The 23610-nt window shown below is 69.8% G+C and carries 19 protein-coding genes; 8 read left to right on the top strand and 11 right to left on the bottom strand.

Annotation, left to right across the window (positions count from 1 at the left end):
• Positions 1-13: 13 nt before the first annotated feature.
• Together ABD848_RS14315 and ABD848_RS14310 are read left to right on the top strand one after the other, a co-directional pair.
• A complete protein-coding gene (locus tag ABD848_RS14315) occupies positions 14-1180 on the top strand; it encodes an endo-1,4-beta-xylanase (protein ID WP_344971978.1) in 1167 nt (388 codons plus the stop codon).
• 1823 nt (positions 1181-3003) lie between these two features.
• Positions 3004-3864 (top strand): formate/nitrite transporter family protein, encoded by an 861-nt coding sequence (locus tag ABD848_RS14310; protein WP_344971974.1) that lies wholly within the window; start codon positions 3004-3006, stop codon positions 3862-3864.
• A 129-nt stretch (positions 3865-3993) separates the two neighbouring features.
• Here ABD848_RS14310 and ABD848_RS14305 read toward each other — a convergent pair whose 3' ends face one another.
• Complete coding sequence (locus ABD848_RS14305) at positions 3994-4977, bottom strand: DUF2207 domain-containing protein (RefSeq protein ID WP_344971972.1); 984 nt, start codon at positions 4975-4977, stop codon at positions 3994-3996.
• 731 nt (positions 4978-5708) lie between these two features.
• On the opposite strand from ABD848_RS14305, the gene ABD848_RS14300 reads away from it, so the two are divergent.
• Positions 5709-7100: a glycoside hydrolase family 43 protein gene (locus ABD848_RS14300; protein ID WP_344971970.1), complete on the top strand. Its 1392-nt coding sequence runs from the start codon at positions 5709-5711 to the stop codon at positions 7098-7100.
• A gap of 388 nt (positions 7101-7488) precedes the next feature.
• Positions 7489-8214: a creatininase family protein gene (locus tag ABD848_RS14295; RefSeq protein ID WP_344971968.1), complete on the top strand. Its 726-nt coding sequence runs from the start codon at positions 7489-7491 to the stop codon at positions 8212-8214.
• Here ABD848_RS14295 and ABD848_RS14290 read toward each other — a convergent pair.
• The 5 genes from ABD848_RS14290 to ABD848_RS14270 form a co-directional block, all read right to left on the bottom strand.
• Positions 8179-9204, bottom strand: a complete 1026-nt coding sequence (locus ABD848_RS14290) for a lysylphosphatidylglycerol synthase transmembrane domain-containing protein (RefSeq protein WP_344971966.1) — start codon at positions 9202-9204, stop codon at positions 8179-8181. The genes ABD848_RS14295 and ABD848_RS14290 overlap by 36 nt on opposite strands.
• Positions 9201-10061, bottom strand: coding sequence for a class I SAM-dependent methyltransferase (locus ABD848_RS14285; RefSeq protein WP_344971964.1), 861 nt, complete (start codon positions 10059-10061; stop codon positions 9201-9203). Before ABD848_RS14285 ends, ABD848_RS14290 begins: the two co-directional genes overlap by 4 nt.
• On the bottom strand, positions 10058-11173 hold the full coding sequence (locus tag ABD848_RS14280) for a glycosyltransferase family 4 protein (protein WP_344971962.1): 1116 nt from the start codon (positions 11171-11173) through the stop codon (positions 10058-10060). The genes ABD848_RS14285 and ABD848_RS14280 overlap by 4 nt, the downstream gene beginning before the upstream one ends.
• Positions 11170-11568, bottom strand: coding sequence for a 6-pyruvoyl trahydropterin synthase family protein (locus ABD848_RS14275; RefSeq protein ID WP_344971960.1), 399 nt, complete (start codon positions 11566-11568; stop codon positions 11170-11172). Before ABD848_RS14275 ends, ABD848_RS14280 begins: the two co-directional genes overlap by 4 nt.
• 546 nt (positions 11569-12114) lie before the next feature.
• Entirely contained in the window at positions 12115-13095 is a 981-nt protein-coding gene (locus ABD848_RS14270) for a zinc-dependent alcohol dehydrogenase (RefSeq protein ID WP_344971958.1), read from the bottom strand.
• Positions 13096-13153: 58 nt separating this feature from the next.
• Between ABD848_RS14270 and ABD848_RS14265 the strand changes: the two genes are divergently transcribed.
• On the top strand, positions 13154-13942 hold the full coding sequence (locus tag ABD848_RS14265) for a CDP-alcohol phosphatidyltransferase family protein (protein WP_344971956.1): 789 nt from the start codon (positions 13154-13156) through the stop codon (positions 13940-13942).
• A gap of 119 nt (positions 13943-14061) precedes the next feature.
• Here the strand turns inward: ABD848_RS14265 and ABD848_RS14260 are convergent, their stop codons facing one another.
• Positions 14062-14487 (bottom strand): DoxX family protein, encoded by a 426-nt coding sequence (locus ABD848_RS14260; protein ID WP_344971954.1) that lies wholly within the window; start codon positions 14485-14487, stop codon positions 14062-14064.
• A gap of 375 nt (positions 14488-14862) precedes the next feature.
• Here ABD848_RS14260 and ribA point away from each other — a divergent pair, with 375 nt between their 5' ends.
• Positions 14863-15513: a GTP cyclohydrolase II gene (ribA, locus tag ABD848_RS14255; protein WP_344971952.1), complete on the top strand. Its 651-nt coding sequence runs from the start codon at positions 14863-14865 to the stop codon at positions 15511-15513.
• A 381-nt stretch (positions 15514-15894) separates the two neighbouring features.
• On the opposite strand, the gene ABD848_RS14250 is transcribed toward ribA, so the two are convergent.
• From ABD848_RS14250 to ABD848_RS14235, 4 genes are all read right to left on the bottom strand, one after another.
• Positions 15895-16755: a polysaccharide deacetylase family protein gene (locus ABD848_RS14250; protein ID WP_344971950.1), complete on the bottom strand. Its 861-nt coding sequence runs from the start codon at positions 16753-16755 to the stop codon at positions 15895-15897.
• A complete protein-coding gene (locus ABD848_RS14245) occupies positions 16752-17885 on the bottom strand; it encodes an NADH:flavin oxidoreductase (RefSeq protein ID WP_344971946.1) in 1134 nt (377 codons plus the stop codon). Before ABD848_RS14245 ends, ABD848_RS14250 begins: the two co-directional genes overlap by 4 nt.
• Complete coding sequence (locus ABD848_RS14240) at positions 17882-18532, bottom strand: urea carboxylase-associated family protein (RefSeq protein WP_344971944.1); 651 nt, start codon at positions 18530-18532, stop codon at positions 17882-17884. Before ABD848_RS14240 ends, ABD848_RS14245 begins: the two co-directional genes overlap by 4 nt.
• Before the next feature lie 115 nt (positions 18533-18647).
• Positions 18648-20219, bottom strand: a complete 1572-nt coding sequence (locus tag ABD848_RS14235; RefSeq protein WP_344971942.1) for a PucR family transcriptional regulator — start codon at positions 20217-20219, stop codon at positions 18648-18650.
• A 122-nt stretch (positions 20220-20341) separates the two neighbouring features.
• On the opposite strand from ABD848_RS14235, the gene codB reads away from it, so the two are divergent.
• Positions 20342-21694, top strand: coding sequence for a cytosine permease (gene codB, locus ABD848_RS14230; protein ID WP_344971940.1), 1353 nt, complete (start codon positions 20342-20344; stop codon positions 21692-21694).
• Positions 21691-23124 carry an amidase family protein gene (locus ABD848_RS14225; protein ID WP_344971938.1) on the top strand — a complete coding sequence of 478 codons (1434 nt, stop codon included), beginning with the start codon at positions 21691-21693 and terminating at the stop codon, positions 23122-23124. The genes codB and ABD848_RS14225 overlap by 4 nt, the downstream gene beginning before the upstream one ends.
• The last annotated feature ends 486 nt before the right edge of the window (positions 23125-23610 follow it).

Below are 23610 nucleotides of genomic sequence, written 5' to 3'. Positions count from 1 at the left end.
GGATATTCCCCCCATGAACCCCATCCGATCCGTCGCCGTCACACTCGCCACGGCAGCCCTGTGTCTGCCACTGGCAGCGGCACCGGCCGCAGCCACCCCGCACTCCGAGCACGGTCCCCCATCGCACTCCAACGCCAAGTTCCAGCGACTGCGCTGGTCGGCTCCCCCTGGTTTCTTCATCGGCAGCGCCGTCGCGGGCGGCGGGCACCACCTGGAGCAGGACTATCCTGACCCCTTCACCTCTGACAAAAAATACCGGAAAATCCTGAAAAAGCAGTTCAACTCGGTCTCGCCCGAAAACCAGATGAAGTGGGAATATATTCATCCGGAGCGCGACCGTTACGATTTCGAGATGGCTGATGCCATCGTCGACTTCGCCGCCCGCAACGGTCAGGTCGTACGCGGCCACACCCTGCTATGGCATAGCCAGAACCCGGAGTGGCTGGAGGAGGGCGACTTCTCCCAGGAGGAACTGCGCACCATCCTGCGTGAGCACATCATGACCGTCGTCGGCCGCTACTCCGGTCGCATCCAACAGTGGGATGTGGCCAACGAGATCTTCGACGGCGAGGGCAACCTGCGCAGCGAGGAGAACATCTGGATTCGGGAGCTGGGGCCGGGCATCATCGCCGACGCCTTCCGCTGGGCCCACCAGGCCGACCCGCACGCCGAACTGTTCTTCAACGACTACAACGTGGAGGGCGTCAACGCCAAGAGCGACGCCTACTACGAGCTCACCCAAGAACTGCTCGACGAAGGAGTCCCGGTACACGGGTTCTCCACGCAGGGGCATCTGAGCATCCAGTACGGCTTCCCGGGCAGTCTGGAAGAGAACCTGCGCCGGTTCGACGAACTCGGCCTGTCCACCGCCATCACCGAGATGGACGTGCGCATGGAGCTGCCCGAGAGCGGCGAGCCCACCGAGGAGCAACTGGACAAGCAAGCCGACTACTACCAGCAGGCCCTGTCGGCATGCTTGGAAGTGGCCGGCTGTGACTCCTTCACGATCTGGGGCTTCACCGACAAGTACTCCTGGGTTCCCGTGTTCTTCGAGGGGCAGGGATCGGCGACGGTCATGACCGACGACTTCACCCGCAAGCCCTCCTACTTCGAAATTCAGTCCACGCTGCAAGACGCCCAGCCGTGGTGGTACCCGGGGCCATGGGGGTGGCCCTGGTAAGGCCCGGATAACACAGGTCCGGGCTAGCTAGGGGCGTGCCGGCTGTCGACCCAGCCGGCACGCCTGCTTTGAGCAGCACGGTGGCACCCAAACAACGCGCGTGGGCAGCGCCGTGAAAACGGGCGAACTCGACGTGCCCCCTCACCGCCGGAGTCGGCAAAGGCGAAAGAGTTGATGAAATCGTCGGTGGCGGGGGCGCGGTGGCCGGGCCGGGCTCGTCGACCTCGGACCGGGAATACCCGTCGACGGGGGTGCCTGGGCCGTCACCCTCGTCGGCGCCGATGACCGGCCCTCGTGGCAGCGGATCGCAGGTGCCCAGGCACCACACCCCGGCGCGGCACGGAGCAGCACCCCGCCGGCTCCACACGCTGCACCGCGTGGGCAAGGAACGCCCAGTTCACCAGGGCGCGCGGAGAGCACCGGTAGCGTGGGCACGCGGTTGAAACCGGAGGCGACGAGGTCGTACTCGCCATCCCCCTCTCCTCGGATCGCGCCAAGGCAAAGACAGCAGTCGCCAAGACGGGGACGGTAGCGGCGCTCAGCGGCAACGCCGAGGAAGGCTACTTCGTCGTGCTCCTGCCCGCTCCCCCACCTCCGGCGTTCCGAGGGCTGTACGCACGGTTGCCGCCGCACACGCCGGAAGACGCTTACCGCATCCGGGGGAGTCGGCACGGGGAGTCAACGACCTCCGGAGGTCTCGCTGGGTGTGTCAAGCGGGGTGGGGCGGTGGTGACATTCGTTCGTGCCTCGATCGCTTCGCGATCTCGGCAGCCGGCGAGGGCACGGCGGCTGAGGCCCCCGCAACCGACGCGGGCGACCACCGGGGCAGGGAACGCTGCTATAACTCAAAACACCACAACGGGAAAGTGCTCCCTTGGGACGCGGCGGCAGCTCGGCGCAGCCGCCCGAGGTCCAGCCCCGCACCATGGCAAGATGCGACCTCTTGGGGCGGGGCGCCAGGATGCAGAACCCAAAGCCCTCTCTGAAGCGGGTCCATAGCGGGCAACGCCCACTGAGCACCACCAAGCTACAGCACCCACCCTGCATACAACCCACCACTCTGGGCTGGTGCCATAGGTGGCCCCCACTGAGCACCACCAAACTACAGCACCCACCCCAGACACCGCCCACCCCCGGGCTGCCGAGATCGCGAAACGATCGAGGCACGAACGACGGGAAACCCCACGAGATCCCCTCAGCCCCAGCCCACACCACGCCCCCGCCCCGCACCAGGCCCCGCCTCGCCAGAAGACCTGAACGTCGGCGCCCCGCACCGGGGCGAGGAAGACAACGTGGGGCAGTGAGGACCGGCGGTGGACGGCAAGCCCGCCGGGATGCGGCTGTGCGGAGGGCTGCTCGGTCGTCGGCACCGCACCAGGCCATCGGCGCCACCGAAAGAGCGTGGACTCCCCCACTACGCCCCCCGCGCCCCGGGGAGATCTATAGAGCGTCAAGCGTCGCAGCGACCCCAGGGATACGAGTAGTGAAGCTCCGAAACTGGAGGGTGACATTGCCCACATATGTGCTGAAGTGGGCGGGTATGACAAAGGGGCCGGACGAGGATTCCTCACGGAGCTAGTTGGGCAAGCCCACGCCGGAGCAACCGATCACGACGGCTCCGGCACGCATGGGCCCAGGGGTAAGGGAGCTAGACGCACACGGCGGCATGGGCTGGTGTGAGCACGACGTGATCCGCTGCTCCCAGCCTTGTCACAGGACGGACATCTCTTGTGCCCAAACTCGATCCGGACATTCCGGATCTCGGACATGTCAGCAGGTGTCCGCAGCGCCCTCCAGGTTGCCCACAGCAAAGGAGCGACGTTATGTCGTACCTGAATCCATCAGAGTTCGTCACGAAGATGATCGACGCGGGCGAGTCTAAGACCTTCATGTCGACCCGCGACACCGTAATCCGTGCCTACATGGCCGGTGCCATCCTCGCACTCGCCGCGGCGTTCGCGGTGACGATCACCGTCCAGACGGGACAGCCCATCGTGGGCGCCGTCCTCTTCCCGGTCGGGTTCTGCATGCTCTACCTGCTGGGCTTCGACCTGCTCACCGGTGTCTTCACGCTGGTGCCCCTCGCACTGCTCGACAAACGACCGGGCGTCAAGATCGGTTCCGTGCTCCGCAACTGGGGACTGGTCTTCATCGGCAACTTCGCCGGCGCGTTCACCGTGGCTGTCATGATGGCCATCATCTTCACTTTCGGGTTCTCCACCACCCCCAACGAGGTCGGCCAGACGATCGGCACGATCGGTGAGGGCCGGACGGTCGGCTACGCCGAGCACGGCGCCGCGGGGATGCTGACGCTGTTCATCCGTGGCGTGCTGTGCAACTGGATGGTCTCCACCGGCGTCGTCGCCGCGATGATGTCGACCTCGGTCTCGGGCAAGGTCATCGCCATGTGGATGCCGATCCTGGTCTTCTTCTACATGGGCTTCGAGCACTCGGTCGTGAACATGTTCCTGTTCCCCTCCGGCCTGCTGCTCGGCGGCGACTTCTCGGTCATGGACTACCTGCTGTGGAACGAGATCCCGACGGTGATCGGCAACCTGGTCGGCGGCCTGACGTTCGTCGGGCTCACGCTGTACGCCACCCACTACCGTACCGGCGCTCCCCGCAACCGCCCGGTCGTCCAGCAAGACGTCAGGGAAGACATCCAATCCAAGGTGAACGCATGACGCTCCACCTGAAAGGGCGCGGTTCTCCCGCCCGCGGTCGACACCGCGGGCGGGAGCGCGTATGTGGTCCCGATGCGGGGCCTGCCAACGGCACCCCTGCGTGAACGGACCGGTAGCAAGTGGTGATTGCTAGCCACCGCCCCCGCCACCACCGCCACCACCGGCGCCGCCTCCTCCGCCTCCTCCGCCTCCGCCGCCGCCACCGGCGCCAGCGCCACCACCGATGAAACCTCCACCGCCACCGCGCCGTCCTTTGGAACTCTCACTGTTGAGGACCGCGAGCACGAGGAGGACCATCGCCACGAGGAAGAGAGGCCCCAAAATTCCCCATATACTCCAATCGTCGGATTCATCACGTTCGGTCGTCTCGCGCTCGGGTGCCAGTGGCTCGGGGGTGGGAACCGGCACGCTTCCTTCAAGAAGGACGAGATCGATGCTGAACGCCTCGCCCGGCTCCAGGCGGTCGTGGGAGAACGTGGCGGTGCTCCCCTGGTGCTCGGCCTGGGCGCACGCACCCCGCGACGACGGTTCTCCCGCGTAACAGTCCACACGCACGATCTCGCCGGGGGTCTCCACCCGCACTTGAGAAGACTCCACCGGGATCGACCACCCCGAACCCACGATGTCCTGAAACAGCCGGGGTGAACCGGAGTCGCCGGTGACCAGCATACTCTCATAGCGGTAGCTGAACACGAAGGTCTGCTCCCCGACGAGTCTGTCGCCTCCGCCCTCGTCGACCAACTCGACTTGCACCCCGTCCTCGGTTACCTCCTGTCGCAGCTCCAGCCCGGCGGGTCTACGTTCAACAACGACGTCGGCCACCCCCAACCACTGCGGCTGCGCCCCGTCGATGCTGGCGACAGCGGGGATCGTCCGGTAGACCGGGTCACCCGACTGCGCTCCGAAGCGGTAGGTCAGCTCTTCACGGACCGTCACCTCTCCCCGCGAGGTGACGGTGATGTCGGCGACGAACTCCTTGACGGTGCGCTGCCCTGCCGAGTCGGCCGCCGCAGCCGGCGCCGCAGCGGCCAGCAGGGCGAGCAGCGGCAGCAGAAGCGCCCCGCCGATGGTCGTCTTCGTCCTCCTGGTTCGGTCGGTCTTGGTGTGACTCATAGTGGCTCCGACCGCACGCCCCGCCTCCCGGTTCCGCGCCGCCGCGGGCGCTCGCGCGGCCCCAAACCAGGGGAGGCGCCCCTGCGGAGAACGGGCGTGGCGGGTGTGGTCACCCGAGTCGTCGGCCGTCACACCAGCCCACGCCGGCACAGGAGAGGCAGCGCGAATGATCGCCAGTGCCGCTCGAAACTTTCCCGGTGAGCCCTGCGAGCCCCTGGTAACGGCCACGCCTGAACAGGGCTTCGTGCAGCGCCGCAACGGGCATTACTCTTGGTTTTCTCCCCGACGCATAGGGTTGACGCTCTGGAAAGGGCATTCTACGATCCAGAAAACCTATGGACGGCGTTCGCCGTACTCCACGTAGAGCCGGTGCGTCACCGCCGCGCCCGCACGGCTCCCGCTCTACACTCCCACCCCAGTCCCGTTCCGTCGGTCACCACAGAACACACCTCGACACCCTGACACAGGAATACGTATGTTAGCGCTAACATTTCGCGGTTCTCCATGGAAAGCGCTCTACAAAGAGCTTTCCTCCCCCAACTCGCACCACCAGGGACACCCCTCCTAGCCGTCCCGATCAGCGGAACGACCGGGCACCGGCGGCCGGCTCGGCCGCCGCGCTCACGGCCGGCGGCTCGCCGGCTATGACGGCGCGACCGCACCGACGGCACCACGCACCGCCTCCTAGGCGCGCCTGACCGCGCGTCCCCGACAAGAAAGGCGCATCCCCCATGCTGAAACGCCGCACCCTGCTGACCTCGGGCGCATCCTCACTGGCCCTGGCCGGCCTCGGCGTCACCCTCCCGGCCAAGCAGGCGACCGCCGCCACCTACACGGGCTATGTGATGGGCTATTTCACGGAGTCCCCGGAGGGCAACGCCGACACCTACGCCCTCCACTTGGCGGTGAGCGAGGACGGACTGTACTGGACCCCGCTCAACCAAAACAGCCCCGTCGCCGCCCCCACCGCCGGCACCAGCGGCCTACGCGACCCCTTCATCCTGCGCAAACAGGACGGCACGTTCGTCATCCTGGCCACCGACCTCAGCGGCACCGACTTCACCCAGCAAAACCAGTACATCCACGTCTGGGACTCCGCCGATCTGCGTAGCTTCACCGGCTACCGGCGACTGCACATGCACTCGATGCCCACCCACACCTGGGCGCCCGAAGCGTTTTGGGACGCCTCCCGCGGCCAGTACGGCATCGTCTACTCGGCCAACAGCGACGGGCGCGACGCGCTGTGGGTGAACTACACCAGCGACTTCGTCACCGTCGGCGCGCCGCAGATCTTCTTCGATCCCGGGTTCAACGTCTTGGACGGAACCATGCACATCACGGCAGGGATGAACTACCTGTACTACAAGAGCTTCGCCGATGGCCGCATCTACGGGGCACGCTCGACCACCCTGGACCCGCGCAGCTTTGACCAGAGCACCTACACCTCCGGTGTCGTCAACGGCGGTATCGAGGGGGCGATCGTGTCCAAGGCCAACGACCGCGACGAGTGGTTCCTGTGGGGCGACTCCTTCTCCCCGGTCAACGGCGAGTTCTACGTCTGGAGCAGTACCGACATCGCCGTCGACGCCTGGACGCCGCTGTCCAAGGCCCAGTACAACCAGCCGTTGAACTCCAAGCACGCCACCATCGCCCCCATCACGGCCATTGAACACGCCGACCTGCTCGCCTACTGGGGCGCTCCCGACTGGAACCGGATCAAGTCCTACAACTACCCCGACTCCCTGGTCCGCCACGCCGCTTATGTGGGCCGGATCGACCCCTACCCCTTCGATCCCTACGCCGACTCGCAGTGGCGGCTCGTGCCCGGCCTCGCCGACACGGCGGCCCTCTCCTTCGAGTCGCTCAACTACCCCGGCTACTACCTGCGCCACTCCGACTACGCCCTCGTGTTGGAGCAAGACGACGGCTCCGCCACGTTCGCAGCCGACGCCACCTACCACGCCGTCTCGGGCCTGGCCGACGCCAACTGGACCTCGTTTCGGTCACATAACTTTCCCGACCGCGTGCTCCGCCACTTCGATTCCGAGCTGCGCATCGACCCGATCGGCAGCGACTCCTCGAGCACCGAACGGCAGGACGCCACCTTCCTGATCGTCTACTAGAGCGCCGGCCCGCCGCTGGGCGTCCGTAGGGCGAGGCCCTGCTGACCGCGGCGGGCTGCCCGTAGCGAAGCCTCCGCCCCTGGCCTGGAACTCCCTCGAAGCGGTGGAGGCTTCGCGCCGTTTTCCGCCACTCGGGGCCGACCGGAGGCGGCCATGGCCGTGGCGGCATAGCCGCCCCTCAACGGGCGGGCGCGTTGTCGTCGACGGCCGATGACAGCATCGCCGGGGTCGGCGGAGCACAGCCATCACCGTCGACGACACCACCTGCCGCTCCAGAACGCGACCGGCGCGAGAGCCGTATGCTTCGCGGGGAAGGGCGCACTGACTCCCGCCCGCGCCGTGCGGGTAGCCGCGCAGCAGCCGAGAAGCTCCAGGGAGCAGCGAAGGCATGGACGACACCACATCCGCCGCTCTGTTGCCGTTGACGAGCACCGTCGACGAGCAGCGACGCGACGCCGACGTGGCCCTGCTTCCCGTGGGCAGCCTGGAGCAACACGGCCCGTTTCTGCCGCTGGAGACCGACACGGTCATCGCCTGCACCATCGCCCAGCGGCTCGCCGCCGCCCACCCGGTGCGGCGGCTGCCTCCGGTGACGATCTCGTGCTCTCACGAGCACGCGGCGTGGCCCGGCACGGTGAGCGTGTCGGCCCGGACGCTGCACGCGGTCGTCGCCGACATCGCCGCCTCGCTGCGCCGCTCCGGCGTTACCCGCCTCGTCCTGGTCAACGGGCACGGTGGCAACTATGTGCTGGGCAACGTCGTGCAGGAGACCACCCAGGACGGGCCGCATATGGCGCTGTTTCCAACCCTGGAGGACTGGGAGTCGGCGCACACCGCGGCGGGGATCGAAACCCCGGCCTACGACGACATGCACGCCGGCGAGATCGAGACCTCCATCCTGCTGCACGCCCACCCGCACCTGGTCGGCGCGGGTTATGCCGCCGCCGACGAACTCTCGGGCGACCGCCGACGCATGCTCACCCGTGGCCTGGCGGCCTACACCGACTCGGGAGTGGTGGGGCGACCCTCGCTGGCCTCGGCGCGCAAAGGGAAGGGGCTCCTCGACAGCTTGGTGACCTCATTCGGGGACTGTCTGCGGGCTATGGGCTCCTAGCTGGGCCGTCTCGCCCTCGCTCCCCGTGGAGGTGGCGCCGGTGGACGCTGTGGTGGGGCGCGCCGGGACGGCGCGGCGCAGCACCAGCACGGCGGCTCCGGGAACGCTGGCGACCAGCGTGAGCACCCCGCAGGCCACCGCGACCGTGAGCCCCTGCTCGGCGCCGAGTCCCGCGGCGGCGAAGGCGAACGCCAGGAACGCCTCGCGCGGCCCCCACCCGCCGACGTTGACCGGCAGCGCCATGACGAGCAGCGCGAGCACCAGCACCGGCACGAGCTGGGACAGCGGCGCGGTGGTGCCCACAGCGCGCGCGGCCACGACGAACAGGGCGACGTTTCCCGCCAGCGCCGCCAGCGACAGCACCACCATCCCCGGCCAGGTCTCGCGGGCCAGGAGCCCGCGGCGCGTGTCGGCCCAGGCGGTCGCCGTCCCCGCACGCCAGCGCGAGGCAGCCGCATCGAAGCGCAGCCACGCCGCGAGCCCGACCAACGCGGCGAGGCTGACCAGCAGCACGACCGCGCCCGTGGCTCCCGGAAGGATCTCGCGCCCCATCGCCAGGGCCAGCGACGGCCGAGCCAGCAGTACCGCTGCCCCCACGACGATGAGGACGAGCTGCCCCCCGACCCGCTCCAAAACCACGGCACGCACTCCACGGCCCAGGTCACCGGAGCGCCGGCCGTGGCTGACCGCCCGGTGGGCGTCGCCGAGCACCCCCGCGGGCAGCACGACGTTGAGGAACATCGCCCGGTAGTAGTCGGCGAGCGCGGTGGCCGGCGGCAGTCGCAGGCTCAGGCGACGTGCCACGAGGTACCACCGTCCAGCGTTGCACGCGGTGGTCCACAGGCCCAGGGCGAGCGCGGCGAGCACCGCCGAAACGTCGAGTACGCCCAGCCCGGCCACGAACGCCTCGGTGCCCATCTGCCAACCGAGGGCGAGCAGGATGGCGACGCCGGCCAGGGTCCGCGCCCAGGGCCAGACCCGCCGTCTCACCGCGGGGCGCCCGGTGCGTCGCCGGGCAGCGCGAGCAGATCGGTGTGGTGGACCGCGGCGCGCAACCGTCCGGCCTCGCACTCTTGGAGTCGCCGAGACAGGTAGTCGCGCGCGGCGGGCTCCAGCTCCGGACGCTGTTCGCAGGCCGCGGTGACCCAGCCGCGCAGCCACTCCGCGGTCAAGGCGGCGTGCTCGGCGTCGAGGCGCCACGGGCTGGGGTGGGTGTACACCGTCGCCCCGTAGCTGTGGAACGCCTCGGTGGCGGTAGTGACCGCGTCGGGACCGAGCAGGCGGCGGCCGTGGGTGAGGCGGCGCTGGTGGGCGTCGAACGCGGCGGCGAGGTCGGCGTCGAGCTCTTCGGCGGGGTCGAGCTCGACCCGACCCACCACCGACAGGGTCAGCAGCGCCGGGCAGCCCGCGGTCACGCAGGCGGCGGCGAGCCGGTCGACCTCGTCGGCGTCGAGCAGATCCAGCAGCGCAGAGGCGGTCACCACATGGGTGCCGAAAAGGTCGGCGGCACGCAGTCGGGTGATGTCGGCGTTTCGGGTCTCGACCGTGACGGGGGCGCCGTCGGCGGCGGCGCCGGGGGTGGCTTGCGCTGCGTGGGCGAGCAGCGCGGTGTCGCGGTCGTGCAGAATCCAGTGCTGCGGGCCGGGCAGGCGGCCACTGAGCCAGCGCCCCATGGAGCCGGTGCCACACCCCAGGTCGCGCACGACCAACGGCCGCCCGGGCCGTGGCGCGTGCGGGAGGTGGTCGCGCAGCGGCTCCAGCAGCTCGGGCGCGCGGGCGGCAGCATCGGCGCTTTCGCGAAGCTCCAGCCACTCCGGCGGACACCAAGAGGCGCTGGCCATACTCATGTGGTCCTCCCGGTGTCGGGGCGGAGCGTGGCCAGTACCTCGGCCAGGCGCTGTGCGGTCTGTTGCCACCCGCCCAGCATGCCACGGCGGCGGCGCGCCGCGCCTCGCAGTTGGTGGCGCAGTTCGGGCTCGCCGAGCCAGCGGCGCAGGGCGTCGGCGAGCGCGGGGGTCTCGGGTGGCACAAGCATGCCGGGCCGGCTGCCGTCAGGGGCGTACCCGAGGGTATCGGGGAGCCCGCCCACGTTGGTGGCCAGTACGGGAACCCCGCGCGCCAGCGCCTCGGTCACGACCATGCCGTAGGTTTCGGCGCGCGAGGCGAGCACCACGAGGTCGGCGGCAGCGTAGTGGGCGGCTAGGTGATCGCCGCTGCTGGGGCCGGGCAGTGACACGCGCGCGTCGAGGCCGAGGTGGTCGATGCGGTCGCGCAGCCGCGCGGCATAGGCGGGGGCGCGGCGCCGGCTTCCCACACACACGCAGCTCCAGGGAAGGTCGGTGAGGGTGGCCAGTGCCTCGATCAGCAGGTCGTGGCCTTTGGTGGGGGTGAGGGCGGCGACGCATAGCAGGCGGGAGGCGCCGTCGGTGCCGGGGGCCGGCGGCGCGGGGTCAGTGCCCGGTGGGGCGACGTGGACCCGGTTCTCGGGCAGCTCGTGGCGGTCGACGAGCCGGCGCGCGGCCCATGGGCTGGTCGCCACGACCGCGCTCGCGGCGCGCAGGGTCGCGTGTTCGCGGGCGTGCAGGTCGGCGGCGACGGTCGGCGGGAGGCCGGTCTCGTCGGCCAGCGGCAGGTGCACCAGCACCACCGGGCGCAGCCGGGTGGTCTGCGCTACCACCACGTCGGGGGCGGCGCAGGCCACGAGACCATCGAGGAGCACCGGGTCGCCGTCGGGCAGGGCGGCGAGGCGACGGGCCAGCGCGGCGCGGGCGGTGGGGTCGGGGTGGGGCCAGGCACCGGGGGCGGCGATCTCGTCGACGCGCCACCCCTGTGCCGCGAGCCCTTGGCACACCCGGCGGTCGTAGGTGTTGCCGCCGCTGGGCACGGTCGGGTCGTCGACGTCGCCCGGCAGGACGACGTGGACAGTGCCGGGGGTGGCGGTGGCGCTGGCGGCGGTCACAGTGACCGGTCGAAGCTCGCCCAGGCGATGTGCGACTCGTGCAGGGTGACGGTGATGCCGGCCAGTCCTCGGGCGCCCTCGCCGAGGTGGCCGGCGGCGATGCGTTCGGCGAGCCGGTCGGCGACGACCTTGGCCAGGAACTCGGTTGAGGTGTTGACGCCGGCGAAGGCGGGCTCGTCGTCGAGGTTGCGGTAGTTCAGCTCGGCGAGCACGGCCGCCAACTCCTGGCCGGCCAAGGCGATGTCGACGACGATGTTGTCGGCGTCGAGGTCGGCGCGGCGAAACGTCGCGTCGACGACGAACGTGGCGCCGTGCAGCCGTTGGGCCGGCCCGAATGCCTCACCCCGGAAGCTGTGGGCCACCATGAGGTGGTCGCGGACGGTGACGCTGAACAAGAGGCTCCCCCGGACGGTCGGTTTCCTGCGGTGCTCGGGTTATCCGGCGTAAGCGATGCTAGTGCGCTTTCCCGCCGAAGGCGCCGGGGGCGGGTCGTGTTTCTTGCTCCTGCCGAGACGTGCGGTTTTCGACCCCCCGGGGGGTGGGGGATGGCGAGGGCGGCTGGAGGCGAGGATGCGTAGGGGTGTTCCCCGTTCGCTCGTGCTTCGATCGCTTCGCGATCTCGGCAGCTTAGGCGGCGGTGGGGTGAGGCGACCGAGTCCCGGTGCTGTGCGCTGGGGCTGGGGTGAACGACGGCGGCAGCGAGGGCGGGTAGTGGCGGGGGTCCTGTACGGGGCCGGCCCGCTCAGGGTGGAGTGGGTGACGTGGGACGGTGCGGGTGGGGGGTGGGTTCTCGCCCGAGGGGGCTGCCTGTGGGGGCTCACCTTGCCGCTGCGGGGATGTTATAGGGGCTTTTGTCGGTTTCGCGCCGGCCATGATCATCGTCTGCCGCCCGCCCGCGAGGGGGAGTAGCACCGCCCCCGATCTGCGACGGAAACGGGAGGTCACTCGGTGCCGTAGTCGATGCGGTGGCACAGCGCGGGGAGCTCTCCCGTTGCGAGGCGGGGCAGGATGCGGGGCAGCTCGTCGAAGTCGCTCGCGCCGGTGATAAGCGCGTCGAAGGCGGGGTCGGCGAGCAGGTCGAGGGCGAGCGCGAGCCGATCGCTGAAGCCGCGGCGGGCGTTGCGGGCCGGCGAGACGGTGCCGACCTGGCTGGAGCGCAAGGTGAGGCGGCGCGAGTGGAACTCCTCGCCCAGCGCCAGGTTGACGCGGCGGTCGCCGTACCAGCTCAGCTCCACGACGGTTGCCTCGTGGCCGAGCAGTCGCAGCGAGTGCGCCAACCCCTCCTCGGTGGCGCTGGCGTGCACGACGAGGTCGCACTCCCCGGCGGCGTGCTCGGGGGTGGCGAAGTCGACGCCGAGGTCGGCGGCCAGGCGTTGCCGCGCGGGGTCGATGTCGACGAGCTGGGTCCGCACGCCGGGGAAGCCGGCGAGCAGCCGGGCGACGCAGCAGCCGACCATGCCCGCCCCGACGACGGCGACCCGGTCCCCCACCAGCGGCGCGGCGTCCCACAGCGCGTTCACCGCGGTCTCGACCGTGCCGGCCAGGATCGCGCGCTGCGGCGGCACCGCCTCGGGCACGGGGACGACCATCTCGGCGGGGACGACGTAGCGGGTCTGGTGCGGGTAGAGGCAGAAGACGGTGCGGCCCAGGAGGTCCGGCGGCCCCTGCTCGACCACGCCCACGTTGAGGTAGCCGTACTTGACGGGCGCGGGAAAGTCGCCCTCCTGGAAGGGGGCGCGCATCACCGGGTACTGACTCTGGGGAACCTCGCCGCGGAAGACCAGCGTTTCGCTGCCGCGGCTCACCGCGGAGTGCAGGGTGCGCACGAGGACCTCGCCGGCGGCGGGGGAGGCTAGGCTGAGCTGCCGGATCTCTGCCTGGCCGGGCGAGCGCAGCCAGCAGGCGCGGGCCTCGCGCGGCATCGGCACCCTCCACGACGGCTGATCCGGGGTTCTGCTTAAGGGCGGAAAGCATACTAGTATGCCGCGCATCGTGGCCGAGGCGGGCGAATGGCGGAATACGGTGACCATACGGGAGCAAGGCGGCGCGGGCACTGCCGCCGGAGAGCCGACGGTCGGTGTGGTCGGCCAGGTCGCGGTGTTGGCGTCACTGTGGGCGAGCGTGGGCCTGGGACCGGTGGGCTGGGTGGCCGGTACCGGTTACGCAGTGGCCGGCGGTGCCCTGCTCACGGTGGGGCTGCACCGGTCGGGAGGGTGGTCACTGGGGCCGGCCGACCGGGTCACGCTGGCGCGCGCGGTCCTGGTGGGGGGCGTGACGGCACTGGTGGCCGAGGCGCTGGCGACCGACGGGGGCGCGCAGAGTGCTCCCGTGGCGATCCTGGTCGTGTTGGCGGTGACGGCGCTGGCGCTGGACGGGGTCGACGGTTATGTGGCGCGGCGTACCGGCACCGTCTCGGCGCTTGGAGCGCGCTTCGACATGGAGGTCGACGCTTTCCTGATCCTGGTGCTCAGCGTGTTCGTGGCCGGCTCACTGGGGGCGTGGGTGCTGGCGATCGGCGTGATGCGTTACGCCTTCGCCGCTGCGGCTCGGGGGCTGCCCTGGCTGCGGACGACGTTGCCGCCGAGTATGGCCCGCAAGACGGTGGCCGCGGTGCAGGGGGTGGTGCTCACCGTCGCCGCCGCCGGGGTGCTGGCGCAGTGGCTAGCTATGACCGTGGTCGCTCTGGCGCTGGCCGCGCTGGTGTGGTCGTTCGGTCGCGATGTCGGCTGGCTCTGGCGCAACCGGCACCGACCGGCCGGGCTCGCGTGAGCCCACCGCGGCGCCGAGCCGGCGCGCCACGGGTGGGGGCGGGGTGACGGGCGTGGGGGGACGCGCCGCGGGGGGCGGCGCGGCTGACCGCCCCCCGCGCGTCGGGTCGGCACTGGGGGTCAGCGTTTCAGCAGGGCGGGTAGGCGCTTGGTCTCGGGCCAGCGGCCCCAGGCGATGAGCAGCAGCGGGACGGCGACCACCACGTTGACCACGACGCCCTCGGTGGCGTCGGTGATGAGGAACAGGTTGGACAGGGCCGCTCCGCCCATGACTCCCACCAGCCCGAGCGCGGCCAAGCCGCCCACCATCGGGATGAGCAGGCCGATCGCTCCGCCGAGTTCGCACAGGCCGGTGAAGTAGCGGAACCACTGGCCCAATCCGATGTCCTCGAACATCTCGACCTGGGCCGGTGCGCCGCTGAACTTGGGCAGTGCCCCGAAGGCGATGAAGTAGATCGCCAGCAGGACCTGCCCGATCCACAGGAGGCTTTCAACGAAGCGGTTGCGCTTCACCGAGGATTTTTTGGGGGTATCGTTCGAGGCCATCGTTGTCCGCTTCCGCGTCGTCCGACATATCGGCACTGAGCATGACATAACCACCGCCGCCAGGGAACGCCTCGTGATGTTCTCGTGGGACGGCCATGGCCGTGTCCAACCGGCGGGCACCCAGAAACCGATAAACCCCAGATGCCCACGGGAGCCCCGCGGGCTGGCACGACGGAGTGCGCCCCCTCCCTCCCGCGAGGGCCGCTGCGTTTGGCAAAAAAGCAGTGAACCGTCCTCGCGAAACAGCCGTTATCTGGGCAGAGGGCCCTAGATGGCGTCGAAGACGACCAGCGCGATGGATGTGCGCCGGCACCGGCGGCACGCTGCGCGGCCCCGGCAGAGCGCTTCACGTCGGGAAGCACTGAGGAGAGATATATGCACGAGCACGCCATCGACGGCGACGACATCGCCGAAAGCGACCTGGTAACCCGGTTCGGGACGTTTCGCAGCATCGCGTTTCGCGACTCGGGACGAGGTGACGAGCACATCGCCCTCGTCTTGGGCGAGACGAGAGGGCGCGAGGACGTACTCGTGCGGGTGCACTCCGAGTGCGTGACGGGTGACATCTTCGCCGCGAGGCGCTGCGAGTGCGGCGAGCAGCTCCACACGGCGCTGGAGGCGATCGCCGCCGAGGGCAGCGGAGTGCTCGTGTACTTGCGCGGCCACGAGGGGCGCGGGATCGGGCTGGTCGCCAAGACGCGCACGCACGTACTACAGGACGAGGGCGGGATGGACACGGTCGACTCCGCCACGGCGCTGGGACTGCCCGTGGACAGCCGCGACTTCACTCCGGCGGCTGACATGCTGAAGTACCTGGGAGTGCGGTCGGTGCGGCTGATGTCCAACAACGACGACAAGATCCGCTCGCTGGAGTCGCGCGGGATCGCGGTGGCCTCCCGGGTGCCGCTGCTCGTGGCGGCCACCGACCACAACATCGCCTACCTGACGGCCAAGCGCGACCGCCTCGGCCACGACCTGCCCCACCTCGACGGCGCCCATGACCGCGTCGGCACCGTGGGGCGCTGACGGTCCGCTCTGGGGGTTTCGGGGCCGACAGCGCGGCTCACCAGGGCTTGCCCCCAGGCTGTTCGGGGCCGTTGCGTGCGAAGAGGTGAGCCTTCCGCCACACTCGCCAGCAGTGGTCTCCCGCCCGCGACACCTCGGTCGTGGTGGGAGTGTCCCACCACGACCGTTCCCGGTTCGACCGGGTCCGCCTTTGCTCCCATCCGCTGCGCCTGCCAATGCGGTGGGTGCTGAGGCGTCCCTTCCCGAGGAGCCGGAGGTCGGGCTGCTGCCGCCCCCACGGACTCCGCCGAGACCAGCCGGTGGCCGGCCCCGAACCGGGAATCGCCCTCTCCTTCCCCGCTGTCGCGTGAGCTGTGCCGACGCGACAGCCCAGGGTCGGTTTCAGGCGAAGTGCAGTGTCGGCGGCGGCGTGAGCCCGCGGACCGGTAGCTCGGGGGTGTCCATCGCCCAGCGGGCCACGTCGCCGCACCGGGCGAAGGTGACATCGCCGCGCTGTAGGGCGAACTCGATCAGGCGGCGCAGGGCCATCGCTCGCGAGGGGCGGCCGGACAGGAAAGGGTGGCAGGTCAGGTTGAACAGGCACCGGTAGTGGCGCATGGCGTCCAACTCGGCGCACCACATGTCGAGCACCTTGGCCGGCGATTCGATCACCGAGCCGACGTGCGGGTCGGGCAGGAAAGCGTACTGCTCCCAGTCGTCGAGCGACCAGTGGACGGGAAGTTCGGCGATCTCGCCGCGGTTCGCGGTGGCGACCCGATAGGGCCGGTCGTCACCCATCAGGGACGAGTCGTAGAGCAGGCTGTGCTGGGCCACCAGGTCGAGGGTGTGCGCTGTGGCCTCCCACAGGGCCGCGCGGTGCCCCAGGATCTCGATGTCCTGGGCGGCGAACACGTCCAGCGCGCGCTCAAAGTCGGCTTGTTCCTCGGCTTCGGACATGGTGGTGGGCGGGCGGTGGCTGTAGGAGTGGTGGGCGACCTCGTGCCCCCGTTCAACGATGCGCGCCGCCAGTCCCGGCCGCTGCTGGGCGACCCAGCCAGGAACAAAAAACGTGGCCGGAATGTCGAACTCGTCGAGGAGGTCGAGCAGGCGAGGTACCCCTACGTCGGGACCGTATGCCTGGTGGGACATGGTCATGGCATGGTCCGCGTACGTGCCGCCGCGGGCCAGGATGGCCGACTCGGCGTCCACGTCGAAGGTCAGCGTGGCCACCGCCGCAGCCCCACGGTTCCATACATCACTCAATGCCTGCCCTCCGTTGCGCTCTCCCGCTCCCAACGAGCGGCGTTCTCCAAGGTCGCCATTGGCTCCAGGATCGTGGGGTCGAACTTGGCCAGGGGCTCACCCGCGGCGATCCTGCATGGCAGGTCCGGGTTGGCCAGGGCGCCGCGGCCGACGGAGAGAATGTCGGCGTGGCCCTCCGCCACAACGGTTGCGGCTTGCTCAACATCGTGCATCCCCCCGTTGGCGATCACGGGAACGCCTCCGCGCCGGCGCGCCAGCGCGGTTATGGTCTCTCCGCTGTCCAGCCGCGCGGTCTCGATCCAGGCGCGCCCCTCGCTGGCTACGTGGAGGTAGGCCGCTCCGGCTGCGACTAGCGCGTCGAAGATGATCTCAGCGTCTCGCGCTCCACCGGGCCAACGGTAGACGAAGTCGTTGACCTTCGTCTGCGACAGTCTGACCCCGACGAGGAAAGAGGATGGGAGGGCGGCCCTGACAGCGGCGACCACCTCGGCGGTGAGCCTGACCCGGTTGGCTATCGGACCGCCGTAGGCGTCCGTGCGCCGGTTGGTGTAGTCGGTGAGGAACTGGTCGAGCAGATAACCGTTGGCCGCGTGGATCTCCACGCCGTCGAAGCCGGCGTCGTGAGCGTTACGCGCTGCGGTCACGAACCCGTTGACGACGTCGTCGATCTCGGCGGGACGCAGTTGCCGGGGAGTCGGCCACGGCCCGCTGCCGCCGTATTCGGCCATCTTCTCGCCCTGCGGCGTGACCGGGGAGGGTCCCGCCGTCTCGTCGCGGTACTCGTTTCCCTGCGACAGCGCGCCGGCGTGCATGAGCTGGGCCACGATCCGGCTCCCCCAGTCGCGAACCCGGGAGACGATGGGGCGCCACCCTGCGACGTGGTCGGCGCTGACCAGCCCTGGCTGGTTGATGTAGCCCTGACTGTAGTCGGTGTCGGTGTAGGTGCCTTCGGTGATGACGAGGCCGAACCGCCCCTGGGCGAACCGTTCGTAGTAGTCGGCCATCCGTTCGGTGGGCACGCCCGTGCGCGTAGCGGATACCCGGGTCATCGGGGCCACCGCCAGCCGGTTGCGCAACGGGACGGTTCCGAGGGCAGCGGGGGCGAGCGCCGGGTGGGAGGCGAGCGTCATGCGGGGTTGCCTTCCTTCTTCCACGGTTGGCCGGTCGGTTCGGCTGAAACTTCGATCTCAAGGCAGGTGGGAACACCGCTGTTGATGTCGATCAGGTCCTGCGGGCACGCCGAGACCACAACGAAGCAGTCGCGCTCGGCTCGCAACGTCACGCTGTCGCCGGGCACGGTCCGCGCGGGGTCCCAGGTGAGATCGCCGGTGTCGGTGACCGGGATGTTCATGAAGAGGTTCACGGGCTGCGGCGTGTCCTCGATGTCGACGCCGAGAGCCGAAGCGGCGCTGCGCAGGTTCTCCGCGCACGAGGCGTGCCAGCCCGATACTCCAAGCGCCCGGTAGCGCGCCGGGTCGCAGGCGGCGATGAGCATGTCGTGGCGGCCGGGCGAGGTGTCGTCGACCAGAGTCAGCAGCGGACGCCGGTGATTGGTGACGAACTCCTCGCCGATGGCGGGGAACAGGCGGCCGACGTGCGCTCGGGTGTGGGCGGCGCTGAGGTACTCGCGGGGGTCGGCACGGGTGAAGGCGAACAGGTCACCGACCTGCCGCCCCTTCGTGTCGATGACCCGCACACACTCCCCCGCCGTGACGGCGACCGCGCGCGCTTGACGAGCGGGCACCGCGACATGGTTGGTCGCTGCTTTCGACGTCATGGCAGCAGCACACCACGGAATCGATCGGGGCCACGATGGAGATCCCTACAGGAGAAGGGCTTTCTGATTGGCGGATCGTCCAATCGGGTTCTCGGTGCCGCCTCCGTCGTTCAGCTCAGCCGGCGACGCGCACCGTTGCCTCCGCTTCGAACGCGAGGAAGACCTCGACCCGTCCTTCGGTCGTACGCACGTCGTGTCCGGTGAGCTCAGCGAACTTGGCCAGCCGGTTGCGCAGCGTGTTGACGTGGATGTAGAGATCGGCGGCGGTCGACGCCAGGTGGGCGTCATGGTCGATGAACGACCTGACCGTGGCTTCCACCTGGACACCCTGCCGGGCGTCGTAGTCGCGTACCGGCGCGAGGACCCCCTCGCTGAGCCTGCGCAGCGTCTCGCGATCCGCCGTGCTGAGCAGCAGTTGGTAGGTTCCGAGTTGGCTGAACCACGCCACCGGGGAGGTGCCCGGGCGCCGGCGGAGCACTCGGCACGCCTCCCGAGCCTCGCGCAACGGGCGCCGGAGCTGCCGGCTGCCCAGCGCGGGTCCGCTCACCCCCACCACGACGCGGGTTCCTTGGAGCCGTCGCCGCACCTGATCGAGCATTCGGCGCACCAGATGCAGCGCACTGTCCGCAGAGCGCCTCCACGGGAAGATCGCGACCACGTCGCGGCTGCCGTTGGCCACGACCGCGGCCACCCCCTCGGTAGGGAAGAAGTCACCCATGGCAGCCGCCAACTCGGCGCTGACCGGAGTCTCCCCACCGGCGAAGGCCGCGACCGCGACGATCATCGGGCTTTGCGGATCGATACCGAACGCCTGGAGCCGCGACGGCACCTCCGCGGCCACCTGGCTGCCGGAGAGGATCATCTCCAGGAGTTCGCCGGCGAAGCGGGCTTCGACGGCCTCGGCCAGTTGGGTTCTGGCGACTTCAAGGCTGAGGTAGTGAGCCGCCTGGGTCAGCCCCTCGCGCTCGGTCGGGCGCAGCAGTTCCAGGGGGCGCAGGCACAGCAGCGCCGCGTCCACCTTGTTGAGGACCATGATGAGAAAGACCGCGGCGCTGCCCTGCTCACCCAGCTCGATCTCCAGGGGAGGCGGGTGGCGCCTGAGCCCGTCGGCGACACGGGCCGCGGCCTCGGCTGTCAGCGAGGTACCCGCGGCGGCCAGCACGCGACCGGTGCGGTCGACGACGGCGAGGGGGAGCTCGTGGTCGCTGCGAAGGAGCTGTAGCACTCCGGAGGCTCCCGAGCCTCCGGAGATCGCTTCTGCCAAGGCGTTGCCGCGCCGCACCATGCCGGCCAGCCCTTCCTGGCGGCGTTCTGCCAACTCGGCGGCGGCTGCCTGGGTGACATGGGTGAACGGCACCTCGATCGGCAGCTCCAGCAGCGGGAGCCCGGCACCCTCGCATGCCTCGACTAGCTCCCGTGGGGATTCAGGGGTGACATCGCGCAGGCCGTAGACGATTCCCGCGCCTCCCGCGCGGACGACGTTGGCGACGAAGGCCGCAGCGTTGCCCTCCTCGTGCCACAGACCGTTGGTGAGCACGAGCTCGCGCTCACGCAGATACCCGGACGGGTCCAACAGCTCGGTGTTGTGCACCCACAGCAGCGGAGCGTCCAGGAGCCGTGGGTCTCCCGCCACGAGCACCCGCAAGCCAAGCGCGTCGACCTCCACCAGGGATCTCATGGTCAGCATGTTGTGAGAATATCCAGCTTTAACTTGACTGCACTAGAGATCTGTCCATATCGCGGCCAAAGGGCGTGTGGTCCGGTGTAGTACACATCACTCACCGGAAACGTGGATCATCGGGAGAGACCATGCCTGAACCACACACCCAGCGCGGTCGCGCGGCCGAAAGCGTCGCCGCCGACGACTATCCCCTCACCGAGGTGCCCGCGAAAGCGCGGCGAGGCCCGCTGTCGCTGCTGGTCGTCCTCCTCGGTTTCGTGTTCTTCACACCGACCATGCTCTCGGGCGCACGCCTGGGAACGGCGTTCCAGCTAGGCGACCTGCTGACCGTCCTCGTGGTCGGCAGTCTGATCCTGGGCACCTACGTCGCGACGCTGGGGGCGATCGGCGCCCGAACCGGTCTCACCACCGTGCTGCTGGCCCGCTACACGTTGGGGAACGTGGGAGCCAAATGGGCCGGGCTGCTCCTGGGCGGCACCCAGGTGGCCTGGTACGCGGTGACCGCGGCCTTCCTCGCCGACCTGTTGACGGGGGCGCTCGGCTGGCGGGACCACACGTGGCTGGTCATCGTGATCGCGGCCGTCCTGACCGGTGTCACCGCCTACTACGGCTACCGCGGCATGGAGGTGCTCAGCGCCGTCTCGGTTCCGCTGATGCTGGCCCTCATGTGCTGGGTCGTCGTCGCCGCGATCGGCGAGGTGGGCGGGCTCGGCGGGTTGGCCGCCGCCCCCACGGAGTCACTGCCCTGGGCGACCGCCGTGACGATCGTGGTGGGGACTTTCGTCAGCGGTGGAACGCAGACACCGAACTGGACCCGCTTCGCCCGGCTGCCCCGACAGGCGTTCGTCGTCACATTCGCTGTGTTCTTCCTGGCCAACCTGATGATGCTGGTCTTCGGAGCGATCGGGGCGCTGGCGTTTCAGGAGAGCGACTTCGTCGCCGTGCTGTTCCAGCTCAACCTCACCGTGGCCGGGGTGGCGCTGCTGGTGTTCAACGTGTGGACCACGCAGGACAACGCCGCCTACGCATTCGGGGTCGCCGGCGCGGAGATGTTCAACGTCGACAGCAGGCGACCCTTCGTCATTGGCGGTGTCGTCATCGCCGTGATCCTGGCGCTGTCGGGCATCTACGAGGCCCTGCCGCAGTACCTGGTGCTGCTGGGTGTGCTGATCCCGCCGCTGGGCGGCGCCATCATCGGCGACTACGTATTCGTGTGGCGAGGCCGACTGCCGGCCCTGTCCCAGACCCGTTTCGCGGCCTTTCGCTGGAGCTGTGTCGGCGCCTACGTGTTGGGAACGGCCGTCGCCTGGGTCACCGACGCGCTGTCGATCGGGCTGCCGCCGGTGCAGGGCATCGTCGTCACCTTCCTCGCGGTGCCGGTATTCGACAGGGGACTGCGCCGACTGGGGGTCACCACCGGCCACACCGAAGTCGACCCGTCAGCCGAGACTGCCGCCGACCGCTCGGGAACGGCCTCATGACGCCCTCCTCCACTCCCCACCAACGCGGCAGCACGATCCGCTCCTCCCTCATCACGGACACGTCCACCTCGCCGGCTCCACAACCGCGGCCGGCCGCCGGCGCTCTGGCATTGGGCGAGCAGATCGCGACAGGACGGGTGGATGCGGTGGAACACTGCGCGGAAGCGCTGGAACAGGCCGCCGCTGCCCCGACTCGTCACGCCTTCATCCTCCTGACCCGGCAGCGGGCCGAGAGCGAAGCCGCACACAGCCAGCGGCGCCACCGGCACGGGCACCCTCGCGGTCCACTCGACGGCGTCCCCCTCGGCTGGAAGGACCTGTTCGATGTCGTGGGCACACCGACCACTGCCGGGTCTGCGACGCGGCGAAGCGCCCCGGCCGCCACCGTCGACGCGGGCGCCGTGGCCAACGCGACCGCCGCGGGGATGGTGTGCCTGGGCAAGACCAACCTCAGCGAGTTCGCCTATTCGGGCCTGGGCCTGAACCCGACGTTTGGCACACCGGCCAACCCGCTGGCCGCCGGTGCGGTGCCCGGCGGCTCCTCATCGGGCTCGGCGGTGGCAGTGGCCACAGGAACACTGGCGTGCGCGGTGGGCACCGACACGTCGGGGTCGGTGCGGGTGCCGGCGGCGCTGTGCGGCGTCGTCGGCTTCGCCCCCACCTCTTCGCGGATCAGCCGAACCGGGGTCTTCCCGCTGGCGCCCACGCTTGACCGCGTCGGCCCGATCACCCGGACCGTCGCCGACGCGGTCACGCTTGAGGCCGTGTTGGGCGGGCGGGCGCCGGCCGTCCCACAGACAGGGGACTTGCCCGATGTCGAGGTGGTCGTACCGGCGGGAGCACTCACCAAGGATCTCGACTCCGGGGTGGCCGAAGGCTTCAACGCGGCCCTCGACCGGCTGGAACGCGCCGGGGTGCGTATCCGGCATCGACCGATGGGCGTGTTCGACGAGGTGCGGCGCCTGTTCGCCGAGCACGGCGCCCTCGTCTCCGCCGAGGCGTACCGCACGCATGCCCACACCGTTCACGGCGCCGAGTCGTCGCTGGTCGATCCTCGCGTCCTCGATCGCCTCGCCGAGGGCGAGGCGGTGCTACGAAGGAGCTACGGCGAACTGTTGGGGCGCCGTGAGAGCCTGTGCCGCAGAGCCGACGCGATGCTGCACCGCACGGTCGTGGTGTACCCGACGGTGCCGATCGTGGCTCCCCGCGTGGCCGCCGTGACGGCCTCCCCCGCCACCTATGAGCGGGAGAACAGGCGCGTCTTGCGCAACACCATGATCACGAGCTTTCTGAACCTACCGAGCCTCACGCTGCCCACCGGCTCCGCCCCAGCCGGTGCTCCAGTCGGTCTTTCCATCTCGGGAGCCTCACACACCGACGACCGACTGCTCGCCTGCGCGTCGGCCATCGAGTGGCTGTTGGCCCCGTGACCCGGTGCGGGTGGGGAGGTCCGCGCACGACGCCGCCGGTTATCGACCCGACGACGCCCAGGCCGAGGTGGGGCCGATCCGCCTCAAGCCCCTGGCCCGGGGCAAGGAGCCACTCAACGCCCACCGCCTTGGGGTTTGAATTCTAGAATTCTAGTGGTGGTTGCAACACTCCACTTTTGAAGGGGTGTGGTGGAGGGGTGGTTTTGGTCTGAGGAGAGCGTGCGGGGTTTCTCGTCGCTCGTGCCTCGATCGCTGCGCGATCTCAGCAGCCCGAGGCGGTCGGTGCCTGAGGGAGAACGGGTGCCACGACGGGGGCTTGGGGCCGCCGTGGAGCCACCACCGCGACCGGACAGACAGGAGCAAGACCACCACCACGACAGAGCAACCAGAAGCGGGACCCACACCGCGACCGGACAGACGGGGGCGGGGCGGCTCGACGCCTTCCGGCGCACTCTTAGCCATCACCCCACCGGCATACCCCCCACA

This window comes from Salinactinospora qingdaonensis, assembly GCF_039539445.1.
GTDB classification, from domain to species: Bacteria; Actinomycetota; Actinomycetes; order Streptosporangiales; family Streptosporangiaceae; genus Salinactinospora; species Salinactinospora qingdaonensis.
The sequence above is the reverse complement of the archived record's forward strand: the minus strand, read 5'-3'. Positions and strand labels throughout refer to the sequence as shown.

Bases quoted from the DNA above. Each gene is read 5' to 3' on its own strand.
- ABD848_RS14315 (WP_344971978.1), top strand. From the start codon at position 14: ATGAACCCCATCCGATCCGTCGCCGTCACACTCGCCACGGCAGCCCTG.
- ABD848_RS14285 (WP_344971964.1), bottom strand. From the start codon at position 10,061: ATGAGTATGGCCAGCGCCTCTTGGTGTCCGCCGGAGTGGCTGGAGCTT.
- ABD848_RS14245 (WP_344971946.1), bottom strand. From the start codon at position 17,885: ATGACGCTCGCCTCCCACCCGGCGCTCGCCCCCGCTGCCCTCGGAACC.
- ABD848_RS14240 (WP_344971944.1), bottom strand. From the start codon at position 18,532: ATGACGTCGAAAGCAGCGACCAACCATGTCGCGGTGCCCGCTCGTCAA.
- ribA (WP_344971952.1), top strand. From the start codon at position 14,863: ATGCACGAGCACGCCATCGACGGCGACGACATCGCCGAAAGCGACCTG.
- ABD848_RS14260 (WP_344971954.1), bottom strand. From the start codon at position 14,487: ATGGCCTCGAACGATACCCCCAAAAAATCCTCGGTGAAGCGCAACCGC.
- ABD848_RS14265 (WP_344971956.1), top strand. From the start codon at position 13,154: ATGCCGCGCATCGTGGCCGAGGCGGGCGAATGGCGGAATACGGTGACC.
- ABD848_RS14225 (WP_344971938.1), top strand. From the start codon at position 21,691: ATGACGCCCTCCTCCACTCCCCACCAACGCGGCAGCACGATCCGCTCC.
- ABD848_RS14305 (WP_344971972.1), bottom strand. From the start codon at position 4,977: ATGAGTCACACCAAGACCGACCGAACCAGGAGGACGAAGACGACCATC.
- ABD848_RS14235 (WP_344971942.1), bottom strand. From the start codon at position 20,219: ATGCTGACCATGAGATCCCTGGTGGAGGTCGACGCGCTTGGCTTGCGG.
- ABD848_RS14295 (WP_344971968.1), top strand. From the start codon at position 7,489: ATGGACGACACCACATCCGCCGCTCTGTTGCCGTTGACGAGCACCGTC.
- ABD848_RS14270 (WP_344971958.1), bottom strand. From the start codon at position 13,095: ATGCCGCGCGAGGCCCGCGCCTGCTGGCTGCGCTCGCCCGGCCAGGCA.
- ABD848_RS14300 (WP_344971970.1), top strand. From the start codon at position 5,709: ATGCTGAAACGCCGCACCCTGCTGACCTCGGGCGCATCCTCACTGGCC.
- codB (WP_344971940.1), top strand. From the start codon at position 20,342: ATGCCTGAACCACACACCCAGCGCGGTCGCGCGGCCGAAAGCGTCGCC.
- ABD848_RS14310 (WP_344971974.1), top strand. From the start codon at position 3,004: ATGTCGTACCTGAATCCATCAGAGTTCGTCACGAAGATGATCGACGCG.